Source organism: Acetobacterium paludosum (assembly GCF_008086595.1).
In the GTDB taxonomy this organism is placed as follows: Bacteria; Bacillota; Clostridia; order Eubacteriales; family Eubacteriaceae; genus Acetobacterium; species Acetobacterium paludosum.
Genome location: NZ_RXYA01000007.1, coordinates 40590 through 64988 on the forward strand (window position 1 = coordinate 40590; position 24399 = coordinate 64988).

Sequence of the window (24399 nt, forward strand, 5' to 3'; positions counted from 1 at the left end):
CAATTCATCAAGAACGAGGTGATGATATGAAAAATAATATGATCTATGTAGTAGCAGATGATCGGAATGATCAGATTGATAATGATGATGTAAAAAATCAAGTGATTTACTCAATTGTAGTTCCTTTATTTAATGAGGAACTGGTAATAACGGAAAGCTACAATCGGTTAAAGGCTATCATGGACAGTACCAATGAAAATTACGAAATAGTCTTTGTCAATGATGGCTGCAAAGATAAAACGGAATCGATTGTGCGTGAAATTTGTGATCGGGATGAAAATATCAAGCTGGTCAATTTTTCTCGAAACTTTGGTCATCAACCCGCGATTACGGCGGGGATGGTCGAAGCATGCGGGGAGGCCGTGGTGGTGATTGATGCCGATTTACAGGATCCTCCGGAAATAATTCCGGCAATGATCAAAAAATGGCGGGAAGGATTTGATGTTGTTTATGGCAAAAGAACGAAAAGAGAGGGCGAAACTTTCTTTAAGAAATTGACATCCAAAGTTTTTTATCGCACGTTCAACAAACTGACTAATATTGACATTCCCTGTGATACCGGCGATTTTCGATTGATTGACAGAAAAGTATGTGATAAGCTCAATACCTTGCCGGAAAAGAACCGTTATGTCCGGGGATTAATCAGTTGGCTGGGTTTTAAACAGACTTCTGTAGAATTTGTTCGACAGGAGCGATTTGCCGGCAAGACAAAATATCCATTAAAAAAGATGATCAAACTGGCTTTGGATGGCATCACTTCATTTTCATACAAGCCAATGACCTTTTTTGGTTATTTCGGAGGCGCACTGTTTTTAATCGGATTTATTTCTTTTGTGGTAGATCTAATGAGGGATGAACTCGGTAATTTAGGCGTCATGAGTCTTTCTCTGTTTTTAATCATCATGATGATGATGTTCGGTATCACATTCATTGCCATTGGCATTATGGGGCAATATATTTACCGGATTTTAGATGAAAGCAAAAATAGACCGAATTACATCATCAGCGATGTCATTCACTATAATAAAAAAAATAGCAAAGATAAATAGCCGTTCATTTTAATGTGTTTAGAAGTATGTTATAAAATATTTGTTAGGGGATTACAATGAAAAAAATAAAACTTACTAAAGAAAAGATAATACTTTTACTGATTATGATGATGTCTGCAGTCTTGAATTTTGGAAATTTAAGTATCCAGGGCTATGGAAACGCCTATTATGCAGCCGGTGTGAAGAGCATGACAATGAGTTGGAGCAATTTCTTCTTCGTCGCCTTTGATCCGTCCGGATTCGTAACAATCGATAAGCCGCCACTGGGATTTTGGATCCAGGCACTTTCCGCTAAGATTTTCGGCTACAGCGGGGTAAGTATTCTGTTGCCGGAGGCATTGGCCGGCGTGATATCCGTCTATATTCTGTATCGATTGGTCAAGAAATCTTACGGTAGTACCGCTGCTTTGATTTCAGCATTTTGTATGGCCACAACTCCAATTTTTGTTGCGGTCAGCAAAAATAATACGATTGACGGTATTTTGGTTCTCACGCTGCTGCTTGCCTGTCTGGCATTATCCAGAGCGACTGAAACTGGAAAATTCAGATATTTAGTCTTAAGTTTGGTGATTGTAGGAATTGGTTTTAATGTAAAAATGGCGGAGGCTTATATGATCCTGCCGGCGATCTACATCACTTATTTTTTTGTTTCAACGATTCCCATAAAAAAAAGAATCCTACAGTTGGTTGCCGGAACGTTGATATTGGTAGTGGTCTCACTTTCATGGGCTACCATTGTTGATTTGGTTCCAGCCGTAGATCGTCCATTTGTCGGCAGCAGCACCAATAACAGTGAGTTGGAACTGATCTTTGGTCATAACGGTGTCGAACGTTTAACCAGTACCAGTGGCAGTGGAATGGGTACCCGTGGTGGCGGAATGGGAACAGCGGCTGACGGCCAATCGCGAGAAAATGCATCAGGTAAAGATACGAATCAGGCGTCAACATCTCAGGCTGTGCAAGATTCATCCGAAACTGGTCAGGATCCAACGAGCACTGTTGGATATGATGATATGAGCGATGCTCCTGGTGGGATGGAAAACGGCCAAAATGGCAATACCCATAGTGGAAGTATGTTTGGCGGATCGGAACCTGCCAGTATTATAAGATTATTCTTAAACAACGGCTTAACCGACCAAATCATTTGGCTATTCCCCTTTGCTGTGATCGGATTAATTGCAGCCTTCCTGAATGAAAAGAAAAAAGCTTCATCATTCGATGTGAAGAAAAAACAGGGGCTGCTGTTATGGGGAATGTGGCTGGTACCAGTGTTTCTGTATTTCAGCTTTACAACGGGACTGTTCCATCCATACTATCTGATTATGTTAGCCCCGCCGATTGCGGCGCTTACTGGTATCGGCATGGTATCGATGTGGGAATTGTATCAAAACGGAGGCTGGAAAGGCTGGATTTTACCGGCAGCGCTGATTGTGGATGCAGCAGTAGAATTACTGGTTTTAGCCTATTACTACACGACTTCAGGTCTTACCCTGTATTTGATGATTGCAACAGGTGCCTTGTGTTTTGTGGCAGCTCTGATGCTGGGCATTCTAAACGTCATAAAAGACAAAGAAAATCCATCGGAAAGAAAGAAAAAACTCAAGCTAATTTTCGCAGGCGTGGGATTGCTTGGGTTAGTTATAGCACCGACCGTTTGGGCCGGTACAACTCTTTTCTATACGGAATCAAGCTCAATGCCTTCGGCTGGGCTGGAGCTTGCGAGTTCAAACGATAAGGGTGGAAATAATGGCGGAATGTCCAGCACGGAAAACACGGATAAGTTGGTGAGCTATTTAAAAGCGCATACGACCAATGAAAAATATCTACTGGCAGTTTCATCTGCGAATGGGTATGCTTCGGACATCATCATAAAATATGGTGAACCTGTTATGTCTTTTGGTGGATTTTCAGGATCAGACAACATCTTGACTCTAAATGAATTTAAGCAAATGGTTGCTGATGGCGAAATTCGCTATGCAATGATTAATGGCGGCGGAGGAGCCGGCGGCATTAATGAAATTAGTGGCGATGGAGAAACCGTTGGTACCAATGAATTTAGTGGCACTGAGGCAACCGGTAGCAACAATGAAATCACTGCATGGATCAAGGCAAACGGCAAGACCATTTCTGAAAGCGAGTGGTCCGAAACAGCTTCGTCAACTTCAACGGTATCAACAGCAACATCTCAAAATGCTGATAAAGGGATGCTGGGCGGTAATTCAGAACAATTATATGATTTAAAACAATAATAAAAAACAATCAAGATAAATACAACACAGAAAACGGCTAAATATTTCAATTTAGCTGTTTTTTTTGTGTTCCAGGATATCTGGCAAAAGTCCCGGGGATGGAAGGAAAGATTGAATTCTTAATAGAATCTTTATCTTTCAGCATGTTTTTGATATAACAAATTTATTGAGAAATAACTATAATAAAGGTACAAAGAAATAACTTTTATTAGGGAGAAAAAAATGTCTAATTATCAAAATGCTTTTGAAGAATATATTGATTTAGCAAAAAACGCCTTAAAATTGGGGAATTTTGTGCTGGCGGAAGAAAGAATTAAGAATGCGATGTATGAAAATCCGCATTCTCCATGTGTTCATAACCTATACGGTATTTTAGAGGAACTGTTAAAGGAGGATAATTTGGCCCACAAACATTATCGGGTTGCCAATGTTTTGGATCCAACATATAAACCCGCATACAGAAATTTGGAAAGAATATCGTCTTTTGAAGGTCGACCCACGAATAAACCTATTGATTTTGGGGATGAACCAGAGAAAGAAGACGATGATTTATATGTTGTCGAATATGACAAGAATCACGTTGGTCATTTGCAAAAAAAGGAAGGGAAGTGACAATAAATGGGAGTTGTTTTAATCATTTCAGGATTTGTAGCACTGGCTTTGTTGGTATATCTTGTTTATGTGTTATTTAATGGTGAAAAATTATGAGCTCTATTGTAATTGAGGATGGTTTATTTTTAATAGTATTAGTGGCTCTTTCATTTCCTCTTGGTCATTACATTTATAAGGTAATGACTGGTCAAACGGTATTTCTATCTCGTGTCATTGTTCCTGTTGAAAGAAGTATTTATAAGTTAATGGGAATGAATGATGAAGATGAAATGAGTCCGCGAAAATATGCTTTTTCGGTATTAATATTTAGTGTTATCGGACTCATCTTCGTTTTTGGAATTCAAATGTTTCAAAGTAGTTTGCCCTTTAATCCAGAGAATTTTCAAGCACCTAGTTGGGATTTGGCGTTTAATACAGCGGCAAGTTTTGTTACAAATACAAACTGGCAGGCTTATTCAGGAGAGCTTAGTCTATCATATTTTACTCAGGCAGTGGGGCTAGGCGTTCAGAACTTTTTAACAGCAGCAACAGGGATTGCCGTTTTGTTTGCATTAACAAGAGGTTTCATAGCAACAAAAAAAACAACAATTGGAAGCTTTTGGAAAGATTTAATAAGAACAACGTTGTATGTGCTCATTCCATTGTCACTGATACTTGCGATTATTCTTGTTTCACAAGGTGTTGTCCAAACACTTGCACCTTATAAAGAAATTGTAACACTTCAAGGTGGATCAGCTCAGACAGTACCTTTAGGACCGGCAGCAAGCCAGATTGCAATTAAACAGCTTGGTACAAATGGCGGCGGATTTTTTGGACTTAACTCAGCGTTTCCTCTCGAAAATCCGACAGCATTGTCTAATTTTCTGCAGCTTTTATCAATTCTATTGATTCCGGCAGCCCTTTGCATTTCTTTTGGAAAAGCAGTAAAGGACAGTAAACAAGGAAGATCAATTTATGCAGCTATGCTCATTCTGTTTGTGGTGGCACTTGCAGTTTTAACATATAGTGAGCAATATCTAGCACCTGTTTTTCAAGGCGTCATGGCCTCAGGTAATATGGAAGGTAAAGAAATCATTCATGGTGTTGGAACATCAGCTCTATGGGGAGCAGCAACAACAGCAGCTTCTAACGGTTCGGTAAATGCGATGCTTGATAGTTTCACGCCATTAGGTGGGATGATGCTCATGTTCTTAATGCAGCTTGGCGAAGTTGTTTTTGGTGGTGTTGGTAGTGGATTATACGGGATGATTGCGTTTGTGATCCTAACTGTGTTTATCGCCGGGCTGATGGTAGGAAGAACGCCTGAGTATTTAGGGAAAAAAATTGAAGCGTTTGATATGAAAATGGTATGTCTAATTGTTCTTGTTCCCCCGCTTTTAACCTTGTTTGGAACAGCAACTGCGGTTCTCATGCCCCAGGCGAGCACATGGTTAACAAACTCGGGAGCACATGGGTTTTCAGAATTACTCTATGCATTTACATCAATGGGAGCTAATAACGGAAGTGCCTTTGGCGGTTTTACGGCAAATACGATATTCACAAATGTGATTGGCGGGATAATGATGCTGTTTGTACGTTTTATCCCGTTAGTTGCAGTTGTGTTTCTCGCTGGGAATTTATCAAATAAGAAAATTGTTGCTGCAAGCGATGGAACCCTTTCAACAAGCAATGGGTTATTTGTAGGACTGCTTATTGTTATCGTGCTATTAATCGGAGCACTCAGCTTTTTGCCTGCTTTAGCATTAGGGCCAATTGCAGATTTCTTTACAACGATCAAGTGAGGTGATATTAGTGAAAGATAAAGATTTAAATAAGAATATTTTCAAAGATGCAATAAGGCAGTCTTTTGCAAAATTGACACCGCGAATTCAGATTAAAAATCCGGTTATGTTAGTCGTTTATATTGGAGCGATTTTTACAACCATTCTATTTTTTATAAGTTTCGCAGGAATAAAGGATGAGAATTCAGGTTATACTTTGGCAATTGCTCTTATTCTTTGGTTTACGGTTCTTTTTGCAAATTTCGCTGAGGCCATCGCAGAGGGCCGAGGCCGGGCACAGGCAGACAGTTTACGCAGTGCCAGAAAAGATGTAAAAGCCAAAAAACTGAAATCAGCATCCGATTTTGAAGACTATACCGAAGTACTGTCAAATCTCTTGAAAAAGGGCGACATTGTTTATGTTAAATCTGGAGAACAGATACCCATGGATGGGGATGTGATTGATGGAGCTGCATCAGTCGATGAAAGTGCCATAACAGGGGAATCCGCACCGGTAATTCGAGAATCAGGCGGGGATAGAAGTGCTGTTACAGGAGGAACTACCCTTTTGTCCGACTGGCTTGTCGTTCAGGTAACAGCGGAAGCGGGAGAAAGCTTTCTCGATAAGATGATTGCAATGGTAGAAGGCGCTTCTCGAAAAAAAACACCAAACGAAATAGCGCTTCAAATACTTCTGGTAACACTTACCATTATTTTTCTGGTGGTTACAGCAACCTTGTTGCCGTTTTCAAATTTCGTAAGCAGTCAGGTCGGTCAAGGGTCGGCAATTTCTATCACCAATGTGATCGCATTATTAGTATGTTTGGCTCCCACAACAATAGGAGCACTTCTTTCATCAATTGGGATTGCTGGGATGAGTCGGCTTAATCAAGCCAATGTATTGGCAATGAGTGGCAGAGCGATTGAAGCCGCAGGTGATGTGGATGTCCTTTTATTAGATAAAACAGGAACCATTACCCTTGGAAACCGACAAGCTAGTGTTTTTATTCCAGTTAATGGGGTGACGGAAAAGGATCTTGCCGATGCTGCTCAGCTTTCTTCACTTGCTGATGAAACAGCTGAAGGCAGAAGTATTGTCGTTCTTGCTAAAGAACGCTTTGGAATAAGAGGACGTGATCTTACCAAGCTAGGTGCAACATTTGTCGAATTTACGGCAAAAACGAGAATGAGCGGGATTGATTACCAAGGGAACGAGATTCGAAAAGGTGCGGCAGAAGCAGTGAAAAACTTCGTTCTAGACAAAGGTGGGGATTATCCGGAGGAATGCAACCAAATTGTAAAGCAAGTGGCAAGTGATGGCGGAACACCTCTTGTCGTTGTAAAAAACAACATCATATTAGGCGTGATTTATCTCAAAGATATTGTTAAGAACGGTGTTAAAGAACGCTTTGAAGACTTGCGAAAAATGGGCATCAAGACCATTATGATCACTGGTGACAATCCTATGACAGCGGCTGCCATCGCAGCCGAAGCAGGAGTAGATGACTTTTTGGCAGAAGCAACGCCAGAAGCTAAGCTGATACTAATTCGTGATTACCAATCCAAAGGACATCTTGTCGCGATGACTGGCGATGGAACCAATGATGCGCCGGCCCTTGCCCAGGCAGATGTGGCAGTGGCAATGAACACTGGGACGCAGGCAGCCAAGGAAGCAGGAAATATGGTTGACCTGGATTCAAGCCCAACTAAACTCATTGATATTGTAAGAATAGGAAAGCAGTTATTGATGACAAGAGGCGCACTAACAACATTTAGTGTAGCAAATGATGTGGCAAAATATTTTGCCATTATTCCAGTTCTGTTTTTTGGTATTTATCCACAATTAATGGCACTTAACTTTATGGGACTAACCAGTACAAAAAGTGCTATTTTATCAGCCATTATCTACAATGCCTTAATAATCATTGCGTTGATTCCTTTGGCTCTGAAGGGTGTGAAATATCATGAAATGCCAGCTGGCAAACTATTAAAAAGAAATATGCTAATTTATGGTTTAGGTGGGATTGTAGCACCTTTTGTGGCAATTAAACTGATTGATGTATTGCTGACCGTAAGCGGTTTGGTATGAGGTGAAATGATATGATGAAAAGAATTGGAAAAGATTTACGACCAGTGTTGGTGTGTTTTATGGTTATGACTTTACTTTGTGGTGTTATTTATCCGATTTTTGTGACAGGTATTGCACAAATTGTATTTCCAAATCAGTCAAATGGTAGCATTATTACGATAACACAAGAAAATGGCACAAAAATAGATGTTGGGTCTGCATTACTTGGGCAGGAATTTACCAATCCGGAATATTTAATTGGCAGACCGATGGGTGCATCTAATTTATCACCAACCAGTGAAGAACAAAATACTCTGGTGCAGGAACGTGTAGCAGGGTGGCATGTCCTCGATCAGAATAATACTGGAGACATTCCCATGGACCTGGTAACAGCATCTGCAAGCGGAGTTGATCCTAATATTTCTCCTGAAGCAGCTGAATATCAAGTGGCACGTATTGCCAGTGCAAGAGGAATCAATGAGGATGCCGTTAGAACAGTCATAAGTAAATATACTTCTGGAAGTTTCCTTGGATTTTGGGGCGAATCTGGAGTTAATGTATTAAAAGTGAATTTAGCACTGGATGGATTAATATAATAAAAGGAAAATCGATGCCACAACTAATGAAACTCAGGAACAAATAAAAAACCTAAAAAGCGGCTAAATGCTATTATTTAGCCGCTTTTTAGGTACAGATTACACAATTCCAAAGCTCTTGATAAAGTTCGCTGCAAGAGGCGAGATATATCTATCTTTTACCCATATTGCAGCTATTTTTGTTTTTAGCTTTTCACTTTTGATCTCTTTGATAACCAGATTACTATTGGCTGCAAGTTCAAATGCGGATTTGGGAATAATCGCTATTCCAGTCCCTGCATTTGCCCATAAAAGCGCTGTTCTTGCATCATCACATTTACAGAATATTTCAGGAGCAAAGCCGTGCTCCATACAAGTATCGCAAATGAGCTGTTCAAATCTACGGTAAATGATCAACGGCTTATTTTTGAGTTCGCGGATGGATAGCGTCATGTTATTTGATTTCCAATTCATTTCTTTTGGTATGGCTACAATCATCGGTTCTGTTTTTGCATATTTACACTCGAAATTCAAAGCATTGAAGGGTGTCCTGACAATGCCCACTTCAATAATCCCTTTATTTAACAAATCAATCAGAGTAAAGGTATTCCCTTCGAATATTTCAAATTTAATATTGTCATATTGCTTGTGAAATTCCGACATTCTTTCGTTTAAAAGAGTTGCTCCCGAGGAAGAAACTGTACCGATGGATAAAGTTCCCTGTAATCCATTGCTCAAATCCTTCACTTCTTTTACAACTGAGTTGGTTAGCTCTAAAATTTGGTGGGCTCGGTTCATCAGTATTTTTCCTGAATCAGTAAGCTGTACATGCCGAGGACCTCGCTCGAAAAGTTTCACTCCTAGTTCTTCTTCCAATAGCTTAAGCTGATGACTTAATGGCGGTTGAGCCATATTAAGCTTTTTAGCTGCAGCAGTTATTTGGCCTTCTTCAGCAATGGCAAGAAAGTATTTCAATTGCTTGATATCCATAGGAACCTCCAATAAATATATACCATATGATTTTCGTATATCACCCATACAAAATAGATATTTTTCATATGTGAGTTTACATGTTATAATTTTAATCGGGAAACTAAAATTAGGCAATAGATTTATAATATTTTCGAAAATGGAGGTTGATATATTTGTTCAAACTTGCTGTCTTTTTAAAACCATATAAAAAAGAGTGTATCATTGGCCCTGCATTTAAGCTGCTGGAGGCAATATTTGAGTTGCTGCTGCCTACTCTTATGGCACTTATCATTAACAATGGGGTTGGTCAGCATAATCAAGATTATGTTCTTGAAATGGGAGGAGTGATGCTTCTGATGGCAGTATTAGGATTTTGCTGCTCGATGATCTGCCAATATTATGCGGCGCGAACTTCCCAAGGATTCGGTACAACTTTAAGAAATACCCTTTTCAAACATATTTCATCCCTTTCTTATGTGGAAATCGATCGATTTGGCACGTCTTCATTGATCAATCGCATTACAAATGATGTCAATCAACTTCAACTTGCGGTTGCCATGCTGATACGTCTCGTTATACGCGCACCCTTTATTTGTATCGGTGCCATAATCATGTCCATGATTATGGATTTTCGTTTATCACTGATTTTTTTAGCTGCTACACCTGTTTTTGCTGTGATCTTGTACCTTGTTATCAGCAAATCATCACCACTTTACCGTAAATACCAACAGAAACTTGACAAAATGGCATTGATCTTACGCGAAAATCTTTCTGGCGTCAGAGTAATCCGAGCCTTTGCCCGAACTGAAAAAGAGAAGGAACGATTTTATGATGCCAATGATGATCTAACTGGTATCGCCATTCATGTCGGTAAAATCTCAGCATTACTTAATCCACTGACATCCTTTGTGATGAACGCTGCCATCATCGCGATATTATGGACAGCCGGGTTTCATATCAATTCAGGAACTCTTTCGCAGGGGGAAATCATTGCCTTTGTCAATTATATTACTCAGATACTGCTTGCGCTGATCGTCGTGTCGAACTTGGTGATTATCTTCACTAAGGCCGTGACATCGGCTGGGCGTATCAATGAAGTGTTGGCGGCTAATACATCCATTCCCGACAATCCCAGTCAGATTTCACAAGTGATGAGTAACAGTAGCCCATCCATTCAATTCTGCAATGTGTCCTTTACTTACAATCAGACCGATAATATGGCACTTGAGGATATTTCAGTCACCATTAAAAAAGGCGAGACCATTGGTGTGATCGGCAGTACTGGATCCGGAAAATCTACTTTTGTTAACCTTATTCCCAGATTTTACGATGTGGTAAAGGGTGCGGTGTTTGTTGATGGTATCAATGTTAAAAATTATCCACTGCATGAGCTTCGCAAGAAAATCGGGATCGTTCCACAGAACATGATGCTGTTTACTGGAAGCATTGCAGAAAATATTCGTTGGGGAAAACAAGATGCCACGGATGAAGAAGTGATAACAGCCGCAAAAATTGCCCAGGCCGAGGAATTTATTTCAAAACTGCCTGAAGGTTACAATACCCATGTTTCGCGTGGCGGATTGAATTTTTCAGGGGGGCAAAAACAGCGATTAACGATTGCACGGGCGATGGTTTCAACGCCTGATATTTTGATATTGGATGATTCTTCAAGCGCACTGGACTTTGCCACAGATGCTGCCCTAAGACTGGCTATTAAAAAAAGCAGTCAAAACATGACGGTTCTGATTGTTTCTCAACGAGCCAGTACGATCAAACAGGCGGATAAAATTATTGTTTTTGATGATCGGCATATTGTCGGCTTTGGGTCACATAAAGAGCTGATGGATAGTTGTGAAGTTTATAAAGAGATCTGTCTGTCCCAGCTTTCAAGTGAGGAGGCTTTATTATGAACAAAGCAACGTTAACCCGAATTTTAAAATACATCGGAAAATATAAAAGCCACGCAATCGGATCCTTTATGGCTGCTATTTTAAGCGTTGTTTCGACATTGATCGGACCGCTGCTGATCGGTAAGTCCATCGATCATATGATCGGGATTGGTACGGTGGACTTCGCCGGTATAAAATATATTTTAATAGCGCTGGCGCTGATCTATATTGTTGGTAACATATTTGTCTGGCTGTTAACTTATTTAACAAATTGCTTAGCTTATCAAACGGTTAATGATATGCGTCATCAACTGATTGCCAAAATAAATACGCTACCGCTGAAATTCTTTGACACCCATTCTCATGGCGATACCATCAGCCGCTTTATCAATGACATGGACGCTATTTCAGATGGAATGCTCCAAGGAGGGGCAACGCTGCTGACAGGGATTGTTACCATCATTGGAGCGATCGGATTCATGTTGTATATCAAACCAGAGATGACGCTGGTTGTTGTTTTATCGGCTCCGGCTTCTTTTCTAGTGGCCCGGTTTATTAGCACACGTTCACAGCAAATGTTTAAAGGTCAGGCAAAAAGCTTGGGTGAATTAAACGGTTATGTTGAAGAAATGATTGGCGGACAAAAAATCGTTAAGGCTTTTAATTATGAAGCGCATTCTTTCGAAGAATTTGCGAAGATTAACACCGCATTATATCGTTCCGGTGTAAAATCGCAGTTCTATGGCTCGCTATCCGGACCAACAACCCGTCTTGTCAATAATATTACCTTTTCTGCTATCGGTGTCATCGGCAGCATACTAGCAATTTCAGGCCAACTCACAGTGGGTGAGCTATCAAGTTTTCTGATTTATGCAAGCCTTTTTGCAAAACCGTTTAACGATTTATCTGGAGTCTTTACACAAGTACAATCGGGGGTTGCATCAGCACAACGTATCTTTAATATTCTTGACATGCCGTCAGAAAAACCGGAGGCAAAAGACGCCATCATACTTAAACACAGTCAGGGTGAGATCAGTTTTAATCATGTAAGCTTTTCATATAACCCGGATCAGTCGCTGATTATTGATTTCAATCTTGATGTAAAGCCAGGAAGCAGAATTGCCATCGTTGGTCAAACCGGTGCAGGTAAGACGACCCTCGTCAACTTACTAATGCGATTTTATGATGTTGACAGCGGTTTTATATCGGTTGATGGCACAAATATCAACGCCATCAAGCGTGACAGTTTACGGCGTAATTTTGGTATGGTCCTACAGGATACCTGGTTGTTTGCAGGCAGTATTCGCAACAATATTTCCTATGGTAAACCGGATGCAACGGAAGCAGAAATCATTGCTGCAGCTAAAGCGGCTGAAGCTCATGACTTTATAAAATGTTTGCCGAATGGTTACGACACCTTGATTTTTGACGAAGGTGAAAATTTATCGCAAGGACAAAAACAACTTCTTACCATTGCCAGAGTCATGCTTGTCGATCCGCCAATGCTTATTTTAGATGAAGCTACAAGCAATATCGATACCCGAACAGAAAACCATATCCAAAAGGCATTTGAGAAAATGATTAAAGGCCGGACAAGTTTTGTGATCGCCCACAGGCTTTCAACAATACGCGACGCCGATTTGATCCTGGTACTTGATCATGGCAATATTGTAGAACGCGGAACACATCTTCAGTTATTAAAAAACGGAAGCTATTATGAACGGCTTTATAATAGTCAGTTCGCACCGGTATAGATTAATGTATTCCATATTTACAGAAAACAATAAAAATTCAATCAAACAAAATTAAGTTTTGGAGTATTAATCATAGAGATGTCATATATTTGTCTTGACTTAATTAAAAAGAATCATTTACAATAAGATCAATATAAAAGAAAAGGAGAATTTATGAAAAAAAATAATAAAGTAGATATTGTATTAATACCGGAGGGTAAAGTAATACAATAAACTTTTAACCTTCCAATAGGATTAATACAAAATTGGAGGAAAAAATGAATAGACTGAATTTAGAAAAATATGGATTAACACCACGGTTTAAGCAGGAAGCAGCCTTATACAGCAATTTGTTTATTGCCAGGGTTTCGGAGCAACATCGTGATTTATATAAGGTCATCAGTGAAAACGGAGAATTACTGGCTGAAGTTTCGGGAAAATTTTTATTCAATGCAGAAGATAACACTAGTTTTCCCGTTGTGGGTGATTGGGTAATGATTGATCGGCTGGATGACACTTCGGGCAATGCGGTGATTCACCAGGTTTTGACACGCAAGAGCCTCTTCGAGCGAAAGGCCGCCGGGACCAGTAAAGGGGTGCAAATTGTTGCATCAAATTTTGACCTTGTTTTTATTTGCATGTCTCTGAATGCTGATTTCAATTTACGTCGGCTGGAACGCTATCTATCCATTGCCTGGAACAGCATGGCTACACCGGTGATTGTGCTGACAAAGGCGGATTTATGTGATGACCTGAATCGTCGTCTGAATGAAATTTCCAGTGTCCGGGTGGGAACGGATGTGGTGGTCTGTTCCAGTAAGGATAATCGGGGCTATGATGAGATTGCTGACTACCTAACACTAGGAAAAACAATTGCCTTTATTGGATCATCAGGTGTGGGCAAATCTACCATCATCAATCGGCTCATGGGGGAAGAAGTTCTGCAAACCAAAAACATTCGCAATGATGATCGTGGGCGTCACGCCACAACCCATCGTCAACTGCTGTTGTTGCCAAATGGCGGGATTGTCATCGATACCCCTGGGATGCGGGAACTGCATTTAGATAGCGCAAATTTAGCTAAATCTTTTGAGGATATAGAGAGTTTGGCTGAGAATTGCCGCTTTCGAGACTGTACCCACACCGGAGAACCTGGTTGTGCAGTGCAAAATGCCATCGAAACGGGGATATTGTCAGAAAAACGATTTGCAAATTATTGTAAACTGCAAAAAGAAATGGAATACGTGGGCCTGAACTCGCGACAATTGGAAGAGGAGAAAATAAAAAAAATGTTTGGCAGCAAAGGTGAAATGAAACAAGCCAAAAGACAGGTAAAAAACAAAAACAAACGATGAGGTTCAATCCCGATTCGGATGTTGGCAAGATGGTCTGTAAATTTTAAGATTGCAAATACTATCAAAGTTAGGTATAATGAGTACAAATTTAATATTTGACATACGGTTGGACAGGTGAAAATCTGTTTTCAAGAAAAATATGTTTCCTGGGTGGGAAGCTCTTTTATAGAGTTTCCCACCCTTCTTTTATTCTAATAAGATGGCTGTTTAATAAATCAAAATTACTTAATAACTAATCATTTATATATAATATATCAAAATGCGTTCATTGATTAATACTAGCTTTAATATTTAAAGTGCATTTGTATATACAAATATCTAGATGGTTCTTATAAAATCATGATTGAGAGGTGTTAAAATTAAAATGAATGTAAAACATGGAACTTTTAGGGGGGGGATCCATCCGCCTTATGGAAAGGAAAGTACAGCTGCAGTTCCCTTGGAATTTGGTGAAAAACCAAAAATGGTGACCATACCCATGTCGATGCACATTGGGGCACCGTGTACGCCAAGTGTGAAAAAAGGTGAATACGTTTATCTTGGACAAAAAATTGGGGAACCAAACGGTTTTGTTTCGGTACCAATACATGCGAGTGTTTCTGGAAAGGTTGTTGCAGTCGAGGTCAGACCGCATCCATCTGGGGATCGGGTCATGTCTGTGGTTATTGAATCAGATGGACTGGATATACTTGAACCCAGCATCAAACCGTATGGTTCATTAGAGAAAATGGATGCTGAGTCCATCAAAAATATGATCTTGAATGCTGGCATTGTCGGACTGGGCGGGGCAACCTTTCCAACCCATGTAAAATTAACTGTTCCACCAGATAAAAAGGTGGATTCTATTATTTTAAATGGTGCGGAGTGTGAACCGTATTTAACCGCAGATCATCATTTGATGCAGACACAAGCTGAAAAGATTGTACTAGGGTTAAAAGTTGCAATGAAAGCTGTTGATGTCGAAAAAGGCTTTATTGGAATTGAAGATAATAAAGGTGAAGCTATTGAAGCGTTGACTAAGGCGATTGGAAACGATTTAAATTTGGAAATATATTCTCTACATACAAAATATCCTCAAGGAGCTGAAAAACAGCTGATTACTGCAATAACCGGACGCGAAGTCCCTTCAGGTGGACTTCCAGCCGATGCCGGGGTTGTAGTTATGAATGTTGGAACAGCTGCTCAGATAGCCGAGTCTATGACAACCGGAATGCCATTGTACAAACGGCTTTTAACCTGTACCGGAGATGCGATTAAAAATCCGCAGACCCTTGAAATCCGAATTGGTGTATCCTTTCAGTCCGTCATTGATCAGTGTGGTGGATTTATTTCCGAACCCGGAAAAGTTATTTCAGGCGGACCCATGATGGGGGTTTCTCAATTCGAAACCGAAGTACCGGTAATCAAAGGGACTTCAGGAATTTTATGTTTAACTAAAGAATTTGCCGACGTATCCATCCCATCAAATTGTATTCGCTGCGGAAAATGTTTAAGTGTCTGCCCCATTCATTTGGAACCACTTAATCTGGCAGCGTATTCTCAGAAAAACAAATGGAAACAATGTGAAGAAAACCATATCATGGATTGTATTGAATGCGGAAGCTGCTCCTATATCTGTCCTGCAAAAAGAACCTTGGTTTCTTCAATTCGTGTGGCTAAACGTGAGATTGTTGCACAGAGAAGAAAAGGAAATTAGGAGGAATTATGATGAATAACTTAAATCTTACCATATCCTCATCTCCTCATATCCATGCAAAGCATTCAACGGCAAGTATTATGCAAAATGTTTTGATTGCGTTGCTGCCAGCGTTGGCGGTTGCAGGATATGTTTTTGGAGTATGGGCATTGGCATTAGTGGCAATTTGTGTTGTTTCTGCAGTGACTACAGAAGCAATTATTCAAAAATTATGTAAAAAAGCAGTCACCATCAATGACTGGAGTGCGGTTGTAACCGGAGTGTTGCTGGGCTTTAATTTACCAATTAATGCACCTTGGTGGCTGGCAGTCATTGGATCTGTTTTTGCAATTGCAATTGTAAAACAATGTTTTGGCGGATTGGGTCAGAACTTTATGAATCCTGCTTTGGCGGCAAGAGCTTTTTTGCTTGCTTCATGGCCAACCCGTATGACCAGTACCGCCTATATTCCAGCTTATGATACGGTGACAACCGCAACACCGCTTGCTCTTCTTAAATCAGGCGATTTAACAAACATGCCATCAACACTGGATTTATTTACAGGCTTAAACGGGGTTTACGGTTGTATCGGCGAAATCTCGGCTTTGGCTTTGTTAGTTGGTGGGTTATATCTTATTTTTAAAGGCATTATTAGTTGGCGGATACCAACGGTTTATCTTTTAACCGTTGCAGTTTTTGCAGTTTTAGTTGGACAGGATCCTCTTGTGCACATTGTATCAGGTGGTGTCATGTTGGGTGCTTTCTTCATGGCAACCGATTATGCCTCTTCACCGGTTACCCCAAAAGGTCAGATAATATTTGCCCTCGGATGTGGTTTAATCACAATGATTATTCGCTTATATGGCGGATACCCGGAAGGTTGTTCTTATTCGATTCTTCTTATGAATATTGCAACCCCTTTAATCGATCGCTTCACAAAGAAAAAAATTTATGGTGTTGCCAAAAAGAAAAAGGAGGTGCAGGCATAATGGAAAATAAAGTTCAAATTGATTGGAAAAATGTTTTTAAATTGGGCTTTATTCTCTTTGCGATTTCAGCTGTCGCTGCTTGCTGTTTGGCATTAACAAACTATGTGACAGCGGGTACAATTGAGAAAATGAATTTAGCAACAAATCAAACGGCTCGTCAGGAAGTGCTTTCCGAAGCGGTAGATTTTGAAGAGATACCCGCTGAAGATCTGACAAAGATCGGAACTGAAATAGGTCTGGACAATCCCGATGAACTTGTTGAAGCCTATATTGGGGAAAATGGTAATGAAGTGGTTGGGTATACCGTTAAAACGGCGCCACAAAGTGGCTACAGTGGAGAAGTACAAGTATTGACCGGTATTTCAACGGATGGTGTTGTTCAGGGCGTAATCATTCTTGAGCATAATGAAACGCCGGGGTTGGGTGCGCTGGCGACGCTACAGAAATTTAAAGATCAGTATAAAGGTTTGACTGCTTCAGAGAAAATCACGGTTGTTAAAAGCAACCCTGAATCGGGAAGTAATTCAATTCAGGCCATTACTGGAGCAACGATCACGTCCAGTGCGGTAACACTTGGGGTAAACATCTCAAATGAAGTTTATCAGATTTTGTCGAAATAAGAGGGGAGAATATAGATGAATTTTATAAAAAACCTGACCAGAGGAATCATAAAAGAAAATCCAACATTCGTACTTGTGTTGGGGATGTGTCCAACTCTTGCGGTTACAACATCGGCGATTAATGGTATGGGAATGGGTTTAGCGACCACCGCAGTGCTTGTCGGTTCCAATGTGGCTATATCAGCATTGCGTAAAGTAATTCCCAATAGTATTAGAATCCCGGCTTTTGTCGTGATTATTGCATCTTTTGTAACAATTATTGGCATGTTAATGAAGGCTTATGTACCAACCTTAGATGCCGCATTGGGACTGTTTATTCCCTTGATTGTTGTTAACTGTGTTATTTTAGGCCGTGCGGAAGCCTTTGCTTTTTCAAATGGAATTGCGGATTCTTTTGCTGATGGCCTTGGAATGGGTCTTGGATTTACATTGTCATTAACGGTTCTTGGCTCTGTGCGCGAGATTTTAGGAGCAGGCAGTATTTTTGGCCTTTCATTATTTGGTGCTTCGTATGAACCTGTCATATTGATGATTCTTCCACCAGGCGCTTTTTTAACGCTCGGTCTTTTAATGGGGCTTATTAATTGGAAAAAGAAAAAGGTATAGGGGGAAGAGATAAATGAGTTTGATTTTTATTCTGATTAGTAGTATATTCGTTAATAACTTTGTATTATCCCGTTTTTTAGGTATCTGTCCGTTTCTAGGCGTTTCTAAAAAAGTCGAAACAGCTCTCGGTATGGGTGCTGCTGTAACTTTTGTTATGGCTTTGGCTTCAGCGATTACCTATGTTGTGCAGTATACGATTCTGGAACCCCTAAACCTTGGTTATTTACAGACAATCGCCTTTATTTTAGTTGTTGCGGCATTGGTTCAGTTTGTCGAAATGGTTATAAAAAAAATGACTCCGTCCTTGTATCAGGCTCTTGGTGTGTTTTTGCCATTGATTACAACAAACTGTGCTGTGTTGGGAGTGGCATTTTTAAATATTCAGTATGAATACAATTTTATTGAAACGGTTGTTAATGGGATTGGAGCAGCACTGGGTTTCACACTGGCGATTGTGCTTTTTGCAGGTGTTAGGGAACGTCTTGAATCATCAGAAATACCAATGGCTCTTGAAGGATTTCCCATTGCCTTATTAAGCGCAGGATTAATGGCGATAGCATTTTTAGGTTTTTCCGGAATGAAACTGGGTTAGGAGGATATGGAAATGTTAAATGCAATTTTAGTTCCAGTCGGTATCATTAGCGCGTTTGGTTTGATTTTTGGAATTGGTCTGGCTATTGCTGCCAAGGTTTTTGAAGTGCAGGAAGACCCTCGGGTTTCATTAGTCAGAGCGGCTTTGCCGGGCGCAAATTGTGGCGGATGTGGCTTCCCAGGATGTGATGCATTGGCCGGTTCAATTGTGGAAGGTTCAGCAGCTGTTGATGTCTGCCCGGTTGGCGGAGGTGATACGGCCGCTGTGATTGCCAAAATTATGGGCAAAGAAGCTGGCAGCGCGGTTAAAAAAATTGCAACCGTTATTTGTCAGGGAACCTGTGAAACGGCACCTAACCGTGCTGACTATTATGGTGAAATGGACTGCCGTGAAGCAATGATTGCTTCGGGTGGTGCTAAAGGATGTCGTTATGGCTGTATGGGGTATGGAACCTGTAAGTCCGTTTGCCCATTCAATGCGATCAGCATGGGTGAGGACGGACTGCCGAAGGTCGATCCTGATAAATGTACATCCTGTGGTAAATGTGTGGATGCCTGTCCAAAATCAGTCATGAATTTGGTGCCGATAACACAAGAAATCATCGTTAAATGTCATAACTTGGACAAAGGGAAGATTGCCCGATTATCCTGTACAACTGCTTGTATCGGTTGCGGAGCCTGTGAAAAAGCGTGTAATTTTGATGCCATAAAAGTGGAAAATAATTGTGCGAAAATTGATTATGATAAATGTCGCCAATGTTATGAATGTGTTGATAAATGTCCGATGAACTGTATATCCGGTGATATTGAATATGGCAAATCAACAGCTCAAACTGGATTATAACCCATTAACGCAATTGATTGGTTGTTCCCCCTGTGATACCGCTAAAATATTTGCCCATACGGTTTTGTGCATTTTTTCAAAAGCCTGTTTGGTAGTTCCGGCAATATGGGGGGTGAACAACAGTTTATATTGGTAATCCTCCGGCAGATTAAGAAGAGGATTATCCAGGGTAACAGGCTCAGGATTCAATGTGTCCAATCCTGCTCCTGCAATCTGTCCATTGACTAGAGCTGTGACCAAACTTTCCTGGACAACCAGTTCGCCTCTGGCAGTATTAATAAGCAAGGCTGTTGGTTTCATCAGTGTCAACAGCTCCTGATTGATCAGTCCTGTCGTTTCTGGTGTTACAGGCAGATGGAGGCTGATGATATCACATGTTTTACAGAGTTCTTCCAGTGGTAAATAGGACAGTCCCAATTCCTTTTCGGTCTGGATTTTTCTGGTGCGATTAAAATAACTTAGCTTTGAGCCAAAAGGTTTCAATCGCTTTGCCGTTTCAAAAGCAATAGAACCCATTCCCACTAGACCTATATGACAGGCCCCTAGTTCGGAAATTCCTTCTAGAATAAATGACCCCTTTGCCTGAATCTGTTGGCCGCTGCGAACCATCTGATCCCCCTCCAGAAGCCTTCGCTGAAGCCCCAGCATCAGCAGAATAGTATGTTCTGCCACCGCCCCGGAGTTAGCGGCAGTATTATTACAAACATAGACACCTTTTTCTTTTGCGGCATCAAGATCAATTTTATTATAGCCCACCCCTTCAGAATGAATGAGTTTTAGATTGGACATGTTATCAATTAAGTTTTTACTGACCTCTCGAACGGCATCGGCAAAAATAAAATCGGCATCGCCTCCGGCATAAAGAATGGCGTCATCGGTAGTAAGGTCTTCACCGAAAATGAGATCCCAATCTTTTGGAATATTTGTTAAATCGGAAAACTTTTCCACCCGTTTCTTAGATGTTAAAATCAGTACCTTAGTCATAGTGTAACCTCCGTTATTTTGATATAATTCATTATATCGTGTGAATGAATTAAACGCTACTAATTATTTCTGTTGTCGTACCATAGCTACCGCTCCTGTTCTAATTATTTTTCTGAGAATATTTCCGGCACAGAAAAGGTTTATTTTTTTAAAGAATACGATGATTATTAGGGGAAATTTCTCTTTAATTTGAGAAATTGGAAAGCTTGAAGAGCTATTATCATGTTTTTCTGAAATAAAATAATTAAAAACTATAATTTGCATTATATTTGGGTAATAATATTAAAAAGTTATTTTCCACTATATATTGGAAAAAGTGTACATGTTGTTGAATAGAAAAATATACAGATTATTCAAAATATACAACAGTAGAATTGCAAGATGAGGATGATGCTCGAGCTTGTTATTCAGCGGGATAGGAAAAAATTGTTAGATGTGAAAATATAAACGAACTGGCATAAGGAATTTTGAAAATTTTGAATATGGATGAGTTTTCATATCAAACGTTTTGCTAAAGTAGTTCTGATTTTTATAGTGAAGGTGAATCGCAATAATGAAGAAAAAGATTATCATAGTTGTTATCTTAATTAGTCTAGCTGTAATTGGTGTTATCAGTTATCAAATATTTTCGAGAATGATGAACAATAAAATATCCATGTACACAGATACGAATGATATTCAATATCTGGCCAAGGTTGATTCAGAATATTTTTATGTCTATCGGAATAACCAATGGCAAAAGGAATTTATTAAAGGTGTTAACATTGGTGCGGGTATGCCCGGTAACTTTCCGGGAGAATTTGGAACCACTAAAGATGACTATCTACGATGGTTTAAATATATTAGCGATATGAATGCAAATACCATTAGGGTTTATACCATTTTAAAACCTGATTTTTATAATGCCCTGCTAGAATATAATCAAAGCGCGAAAACGCCGCTATTATTGATCCAAGGTGTCTGGATTAATGAAGAAGATATTGCCACCTACATGGATGCCTATAATCCAGAGATCAAGGATAAGTTTAAAAGTGAAATAGAAGCAACCATTGACGTTTTGCACGGAAATAAAATCGTGCAAAAACAGACAGGACATGCCTATGGGGTCTATGAAGCCGATGTATCTCAATATGTAATTGGGTATATTATGGGAATCGAATGGGATCCGGGTTTTGTGATGACGACGAATAATAACAACTCGGAAAAGACAAATTATGATGGCCAATATCTTTACAGTGTGAATGCTTCTCCCTTTGAGAATTTTTTATGTGAATCAGGGAATGATTGCATTGCCTACGAAACGGATCATTATAAAATGCAAAAAACGGTGAGCTTTGTAAATTGGCCCACAACCGATATGCTGAGTCATCCCAATGAACCTCTTGAAAACGAAGACAGTGTGTCAGTCAATATGGAACATATTAAAAAGAAAGATACATTTAAACCCGGCCTGTTTGCTTCCTATCATATCTATCCTTATTATCCTAATTTTATGAATTATCAGAAGCAGTACATTAATAATAAAGATGAGAATGGAAATGTGGATACCTATGGAGGTTATTTAGCGGATCTGAAAAAGCAGCATACCATGCCTATTCTTGTGGCAGAGTTTGGAATACCCGCTGGTCGTGGTAAGGCTCATGATAATATTTACATGGGGTTTAATCAGGGGAATGTAACCGAGACACAACAAGGTGAAATGGAAGCATCAATGTTAAAAGACATATATAATGAGGGATATGCCGGTGGTTTGGTGTTTGCATTTCAGGATGAATGGTTTAAGAGAACCTGGAACACCATGGATTTAGATTTGCCACAACGACGCGCATATTGGAACAACCAGCAAACCAATGAGCAGCACTTTGGTTTACTCGCCTTTGATTCCGGCGAAAAAGAATGCCCCTGCTATGTCGATGGGAATGCAAAAGAGTGGGAAGGTAGCACGCCGATTAGTACAAACAACGAAAATGAGTTGTTTGTAAAATCCGATGACGCCTATGTCTATTTCATGGTAAAGACATCAAATTACAATTTTGATCAAGATACTCTGATTATTCCGGTGGACACCATACAAAATCAAGGGAATACCAGCAATAATGATGTGAGTTTTGATAAAGCAGCTGATTTCTTGATTTCAATTAATGGAAAAGATAATTCGAGAATCATGGTCGACGCTTATTATGATAGTTTTCAGTATCTTTATGGTGAAAATAGCAACATAATTCCAAAGAAATCAGAATTCAGTATTAATAATAGTGGCGCATTTGATCCCATGAATCTATACTTAAGTAAGGATTTGTATTTGCCGGAGGATAAAATTACGGTTCCCTTAAGTCAATATGAAACAGGTAAACTTGCTTACGGAGATGGGAATCCCAATAACAGCGATTTTAATTCCCTGACGGATTTTTGTATGAAGGATAATATTCTTGAAATCAGAATACCCTGGCAGCTCCTAAATTTTATGGATCCTTCTTCTAAAATAGTTATGAATGACTTGCATATTAATGGAATACAACCCCTGCAAATCGATGGTATTAATGCTGGTGTGGGGATTTTAAATAATATGACCGATGCAAACATTGCGATGAATTTTTATGGTTGGGAAGATTGGGATATCCCAGTTTACCATGAACGACTGAAACCATCTTACTACATTTTAAAAGATGCATTTAATTTATATCAATAGAGAGGCATGCAATGAAGAGACGAAAAAATCGTAAAATAGTTGAAATAATGGTTTTTATTCTGGTCATTATCGTTGGGGCACCTTTTGGAGTCTGGTTTGTCCAACCTTCAAAAACTCTTGATGTCGTCATCATTGACAAAACGGTTCCCGACACTACCTATCGGGAACACAAGGGCCTCATGTGGATACTCAATAATTTAAAGGTAAATAACGGGGAATTAAACAAACCATTTAAATATGAAGAGGATTATTATGGCTTCTTTCCTTTGAATAACGAACAATACACCATCAAAGAGATTCCTGATAATCTGGGGAAGCCTGATTTAATCTATTTAACCGACACTTATGGTGTTTACAAAGAGGATTTCTACAATAAAAGTGATCAGGGTAATCGCTCAGGAATCATTTATGGTGGGACCCAGGAAAAAGAAGTAACCAGTATCAAGAATGCCCTCGATCATAATGTGATTATTGGAGAATTTAATATTTTAGCCAGCCCTACCGAAAGTCAGGCAAGAGCAGACCTGGAAAATATTTTTGGAATTAAATGGAATAACTGGATGGGTCGGTATTTTTCCGACCTTTCAAAAGAAAACCTTGAAATCCCCGCCTGGATGAAAGAAAATTATGCCATGCAATATGGAATAAAGTGGGACTTTACCGGAGCCGGTATTGTTTTAGTTGGTGCTGATGATACCATTATTGTTTTAAGAAATAATGTTGAATTGGGAAAAGACTTGAATTCCATAAATTTTTCAGAAAATGTAAAAAATGAATTTCCAATAAGAAATAATACAAACTATTATTATTGGTTTGAAATAGCAAGTGCAGATAAAGATACTGAGGTTCTTGCTAACTATAAACTGGACGTAACTGAAGCCGGACAAAAAATATTGGATGAATATGAAATCCCCACAGTGTTTCCAGCGATTGTGAGGAAAACAGGGCCTTACACCAGTTATTACTTTGCCGGTGATTTTGCAGACAGTAAGTCAACACCGAGTATTTATAATATGCCAGGAATTCCGTTTTTAAATCGGATTACAACTTTTGATGAAGACTCCAATCAAAATTACTTTTATTGGAATGTCTATTATCCTTTGATTGAAAAAATTATCAGCTCAATAAATTAGGATGGT

20 protein-coding genes and 1 other annotated feature are annotated in these 24399 nt (G+C 39.6%); of the genes, 18 read left to right on the forward strand and 2 right to left on the reverse strand.

Annotation, left to right across the window (positions count from 1 at the left end):
* The first annotated feature begins 38 nt into the window (after window positions 1-38).
* From FZC41_RS08670 to kdpC, 7 genes are all read left to right on the forward strand, one after another.
* The gene (locus FZC41_RS08670) at window positions 39-1049 is read left to right on the forward strand and encodes a glycosyltransferase family 2 protein (protein ID WP_148567124.1); all 1011 of its coding nucleotides are present in this window, start codon (window positions 39-41) and stop codon (window positions 1047-1049) included.
* A 56-nt stretch (window positions 1050-1105) separates the two neighbouring features.
* On the forward strand, window positions 1106-3298 hold the full coding sequence (locus FZC41_RS08675) for a glycosyltransferase family 39 protein (RefSeq protein ID WP_148567012.1): 2193 nt from the start codon (window positions 1106-1108) through the stop codon (window positions 3296-3298).
* 222 nt (window positions 3299-3520) lie between these two features.
* Window positions 3521-3910 carry a tetratricopeptide repeat protein gene (locus FZC41_RS08680; RefSeq protein ID WP_148567013.1) on the forward strand — a complete coding sequence of 130 codons (390 nt, stop codon included), beginning with the start codon at window positions 3521-3523 and terminating at the stop codon, window positions 3908-3910.
* Window positions 3911-3916: 6 nt separating this feature from the next.
* Window positions 3917-4006: a K(+)-transporting ATPase subunit F gene (gene kdpF / locus FZC41_RS17890; RefSeq protein WP_148567014.1), complete on the forward strand. Its 90-nt coding sequence runs from the start codon at window positions 3917-3919 to the stop codon at window positions 4004-4006.
* Entirely contained in the window at window positions 4003-5691 is a 1689-nt protein-coding gene (gene kdpA, locus FZC41_RS08690; protein WP_148567015.1) for a potassium-transporting ATPase subunit KdpA, read from the forward strand. Before kdpF ends, kdpA begins: the two co-directional genes overlap by 4 nt.
* A gap of 10 nt (window positions 5692-5701) precedes the next feature.
* Window positions 5702-7759 (forward strand): potassium-transporting ATPase subunit KdpB, encoded by a 2058-nt coding sequence (gene kdpB / locus FZC41_RS08695; RefSeq protein WP_148567016.1) that lies wholly within the window; start codon window positions 5702-5704, stop codon window positions 7757-7759.
* 14 nt (window positions 7760-7773) lie between these two features.
* Window positions 7774-8334 (forward strand): K(+)-transporting ATPase subunit C, encoded by a 561-nt coding sequence (gene kdpC / locus FZC41_RS08700; protein ID WP_148567125.1) that lies wholly within the window; start codon window positions 7774-7776, stop codon window positions 8332-8334.
* A gap of 99 nt (window positions 8335-8433) precedes the next feature.
* Here kdpC and FZC41_RS08705 read toward each other — a convergent pair whose 3' ends face one another.
* A complete protein-coding gene (locus tag FZC41_RS08705; protein ID WP_148567017.1) occupies window positions 8434-9303 on the reverse strand; it encodes a LysR family transcriptional regulator in 870 nt (289 codons plus the stop codon).
* A 155-nt stretch (window positions 9304-9458) separates the two neighbouring features.
* Between FZC41_RS08705 and FZC41_RS08710 the strand changes: the two genes are divergently transcribed.
* From FZC41_RS08710 to FZC41_RS08750, 9 genes are all read left to right on the forward strand, one after another.
* Window positions 9459-11195: an ABC transporter ATP-binding protein gene (locus FZC41_RS08710; protein ID WP_148567018.1), complete on the forward strand. Its 1737-nt coding sequence runs from the start codon at window positions 9459-9461 to the stop codon at window positions 11193-11195.
* Entirely contained in the window at window positions 11192-12928 is a 1737-nt protein-coding gene (locus FZC41_RS08715) for an ABC transporter ATP-binding protein (protein WP_148567019.1), read from the forward strand. Before FZC41_RS08710 ends, FZC41_RS08715 begins: the two co-directional genes overlap by 4 nt.
* A gap of 257 nt (window positions 12929-13185) precedes the next feature.
* Window positions 13186-14262: a ribosome small subunit-dependent GTPase A gene (gene rsgA / locus FZC41_RS08720; protein WP_148567020.1), complete on the forward strand. Its 1077-nt coding sequence runs from the start codon at window positions 13186-13188 to the stop codon at window positions 14260-14262.
* A gap of 104 nt (window positions 14263-14366) precedes the next feature.
* Window positions 14367-14422, forward strand: a sequence feature (sodium ion sensor (DUF1646 type); this cis-regulatory element may regulate processes involved in with the transportation of sodium ions).
* Between the two features lie 204 nt (window positions 14423-14626).
* On the forward strand, window positions 14627-15958 hold the full coding sequence (gene rsxC, locus FZC41_RS08725; protein WP_148567021.1) for an electron transport complex subunit RsxC: 1332 nt from the start codon (window positions 14627-14629) through the stop codon (window positions 15956-15958).
* A gap of 11 nt (window positions 15959-15969) precedes the next feature.
* Window positions 15970-16926, forward strand: coding sequence for an RnfABCDGE type electron transport complex subunit D (locus FZC41_RS08730; protein WP_148567126.1), 957 nt, complete (start codon window positions 15970-15972; stop codon window positions 16924-16926).
* On the forward strand, window positions 16926-17546 hold the full coding sequence (locus tag FZC41_RS08735) for an RnfABCDGE type electron transport complex subunit G (protein WP_148567022.1): 621 nt from the start codon (window positions 16926-16928) through the stop codon (window positions 17544-17546). Before FZC41_RS08730 ends, FZC41_RS08735 begins: the two co-directional genes overlap by 1 nt.
* 15 nt (window positions 17547-17561) lie before the next feature.
* Window positions 17562-18152 carry an RnfABCDGE type electron transport complex subunit E gene (locus FZC41_RS08740; RefSeq protein WP_148567023.1) on the forward strand — a complete coding sequence of 197 codons (591 nt, stop codon included), beginning with the start codon at window positions 17562-17564 and terminating at the stop codon, window positions 18150-18152.
* Window positions 18153-18165: 13 nt separating this feature from the next.
* Window positions 18166-18744, forward strand: coding sequence for an electron transport complex subunit RsxA (gene rsxA, locus FZC41_RS08745; protein ID WP_148567024.1), 579 nt, complete (start codon window positions 18166-18168; stop codon window positions 18742-18744).
* 12 nt (window positions 18745-18756) lie between these two features.
* The gene (locus tag FZC41_RS08750; protein ID WP_148567025.1) at window positions 18757-19587 is read left to right on the forward strand and encodes an RnfABCDGE type electron transport complex subunit B; all 831 of its coding nucleotides are present in this window, start codon (window positions 18757-18759) and stop codon (window positions 19585-19587) included.
* Here the strand turns inward: FZC41_RS08750 and FZC41_RS08755 are convergent.
* A complete protein-coding gene (locus tag FZC41_RS08755; protein ID WP_148567026.1) occupies window positions 19582-20571 on the reverse strand; it encodes a 2-hydroxyacid dehydrogenase in 990 nt (329 codons plus the stop codon). The genes FZC41_RS08750 and FZC41_RS08755 overlap by 6 nt on opposite strands.
* Window positions 20572-21124: 553 nt before the next feature.
* On the opposite strand from FZC41_RS08755, the gene FZC41_RS08760 reads away from it, so the two are divergent.
* Window positions 21125-23260, forward strand: coding sequence for a family 2 glycosyl transferase (locus tag FZC41_RS08760; protein WP_148567027.1), 2136 nt, complete (start codon window positions 21125-21127; stop codon window positions 23258-23260).
* An 11-nt stretch (window positions 23261-23271) separates the two neighbouring features.
* Window positions 23272-24393, forward strand: a complete 1122-nt coding sequence (locus FZC41_RS08765; protein ID WP_148567028.1) for a hypothetical protein — start codon at window positions 23272-23274, stop codon at window positions 24391-24393.
* Window positions 24394-24399: the final 6 nt, after the last annotated feature.

Coding starts and splice junctions, on each gene's coding strand:
- FZC41_RS08750 (WP_148567025.1), top strand. CDS start 18,757: ATGTTAAATGCAATTTTAGTTCCAGTCGGTATCATTAGCGCGTTTGGT.
- FZC41_RS08680 (WP_148567013.1), top strand. CDS start 3,521: ATGTCTAATTATCAAAATGCTTTTGAAGAATATATTGATTTAGCAAAA.
- rsxA (WP_148567024.1), top strand. CDS start 18,166: ATGAGTTTGATTTTTATTCTGATTAGTAGTATATTCGTTAATAACTTT.
- FZC41_RS08715 (WP_148567019.1), top strand. CDS start 11,192: ATGAACAAAGCAACGTTAACCCGAATTTTAAAATACATCGGAAAATAT.
- rsgA (WP_148567020.1), top strand. CDS start 13,186: ATGAATAGACTGAATTTAGAAAAATATGGATTAACACCACGGTTTAAG.
- kdpF (WP_148567014.1), top strand. CDS start 3,917: ATGGGAGTTGTTTTAATCATTTCAGGATTTGTAGCACTGGCTTTGTTG.
- FZC41_RS08735 (WP_148567022.1), top strand. CDS start 16,926: ATGGAAAATAAAGTTCAAATTGATTGGAAAAATGTTTTTAAATTGGGC.
- FZC41_RS08740 (WP_148567023.1), top strand. CDS start 17,562: ATGAATTTTATAAAAAACCTGACCAGAGGAATCATAAAAGAAAATCCA.
- FZC41_RS08675 (WP_148567012.1), top strand. CDS start 1,106: ATGAAAAAAATAAAACTTACTAAAGAAAAGATAATACTTTTACTGATT.
- FZC41_RS08765 (WP_148567028.1), top strand. CDS start 23,272: ATGAAGAGACGAAAAAATCGTAAAATAGTTGAAATAATGGTTTTTATT.
- kdpA (WP_148567015.1), top strand. CDS start 4,003: ATGAGCTCTATTGTAATTGAGGATGGTTTATTTTTAATAGTATTAGTG.
- kdpC (WP_148567125.1), top strand. CDS start 7,774: ATGAAAAGAATTGGAAAAGATTTACGACCAGTGTTGGTGTGTTTTATG.
- FZC41_RS08755 (WP_148567026.1), bottom strand. CDS start 20,571: ATGACTAAGGTACTGATTTTAACATCTAAGAAACGGGTGGAAAAGTTT.
- FZC41_RS08760 (WP_148567027.1), top strand. CDS start 21,125: ATGAAGAAAAAGATTATCATAGTTGTTATCTTAATTAGTCTAGCTGTA.
- rsxC (WP_148567021.1), top strand. CDS start 14,627: ATGAATGTAAAACATGGAACTTTTAGGGGGGGGATCCATCCGCCTTAT.
- FZC41_RS08670 (WP_148567124.1), top strand. CDS start 39: ATGATCTATGTAGTAGCAGATGATCGGAATGATCAGATTGATAATGAT.
- FZC41_RS08730 (WP_148567126.1), top strand. CDS start 15,970: ATGAATAACTTAAATCTTACCATATCCTCATCTCCTCATATCCATGCA.
- FZC41_RS08705 (WP_148567017.1), bottom strand. CDS start 9,303: ATGGATATCAAGCAATTGAAATACTTTCTTGCCATTGCTGAAGAAGGC.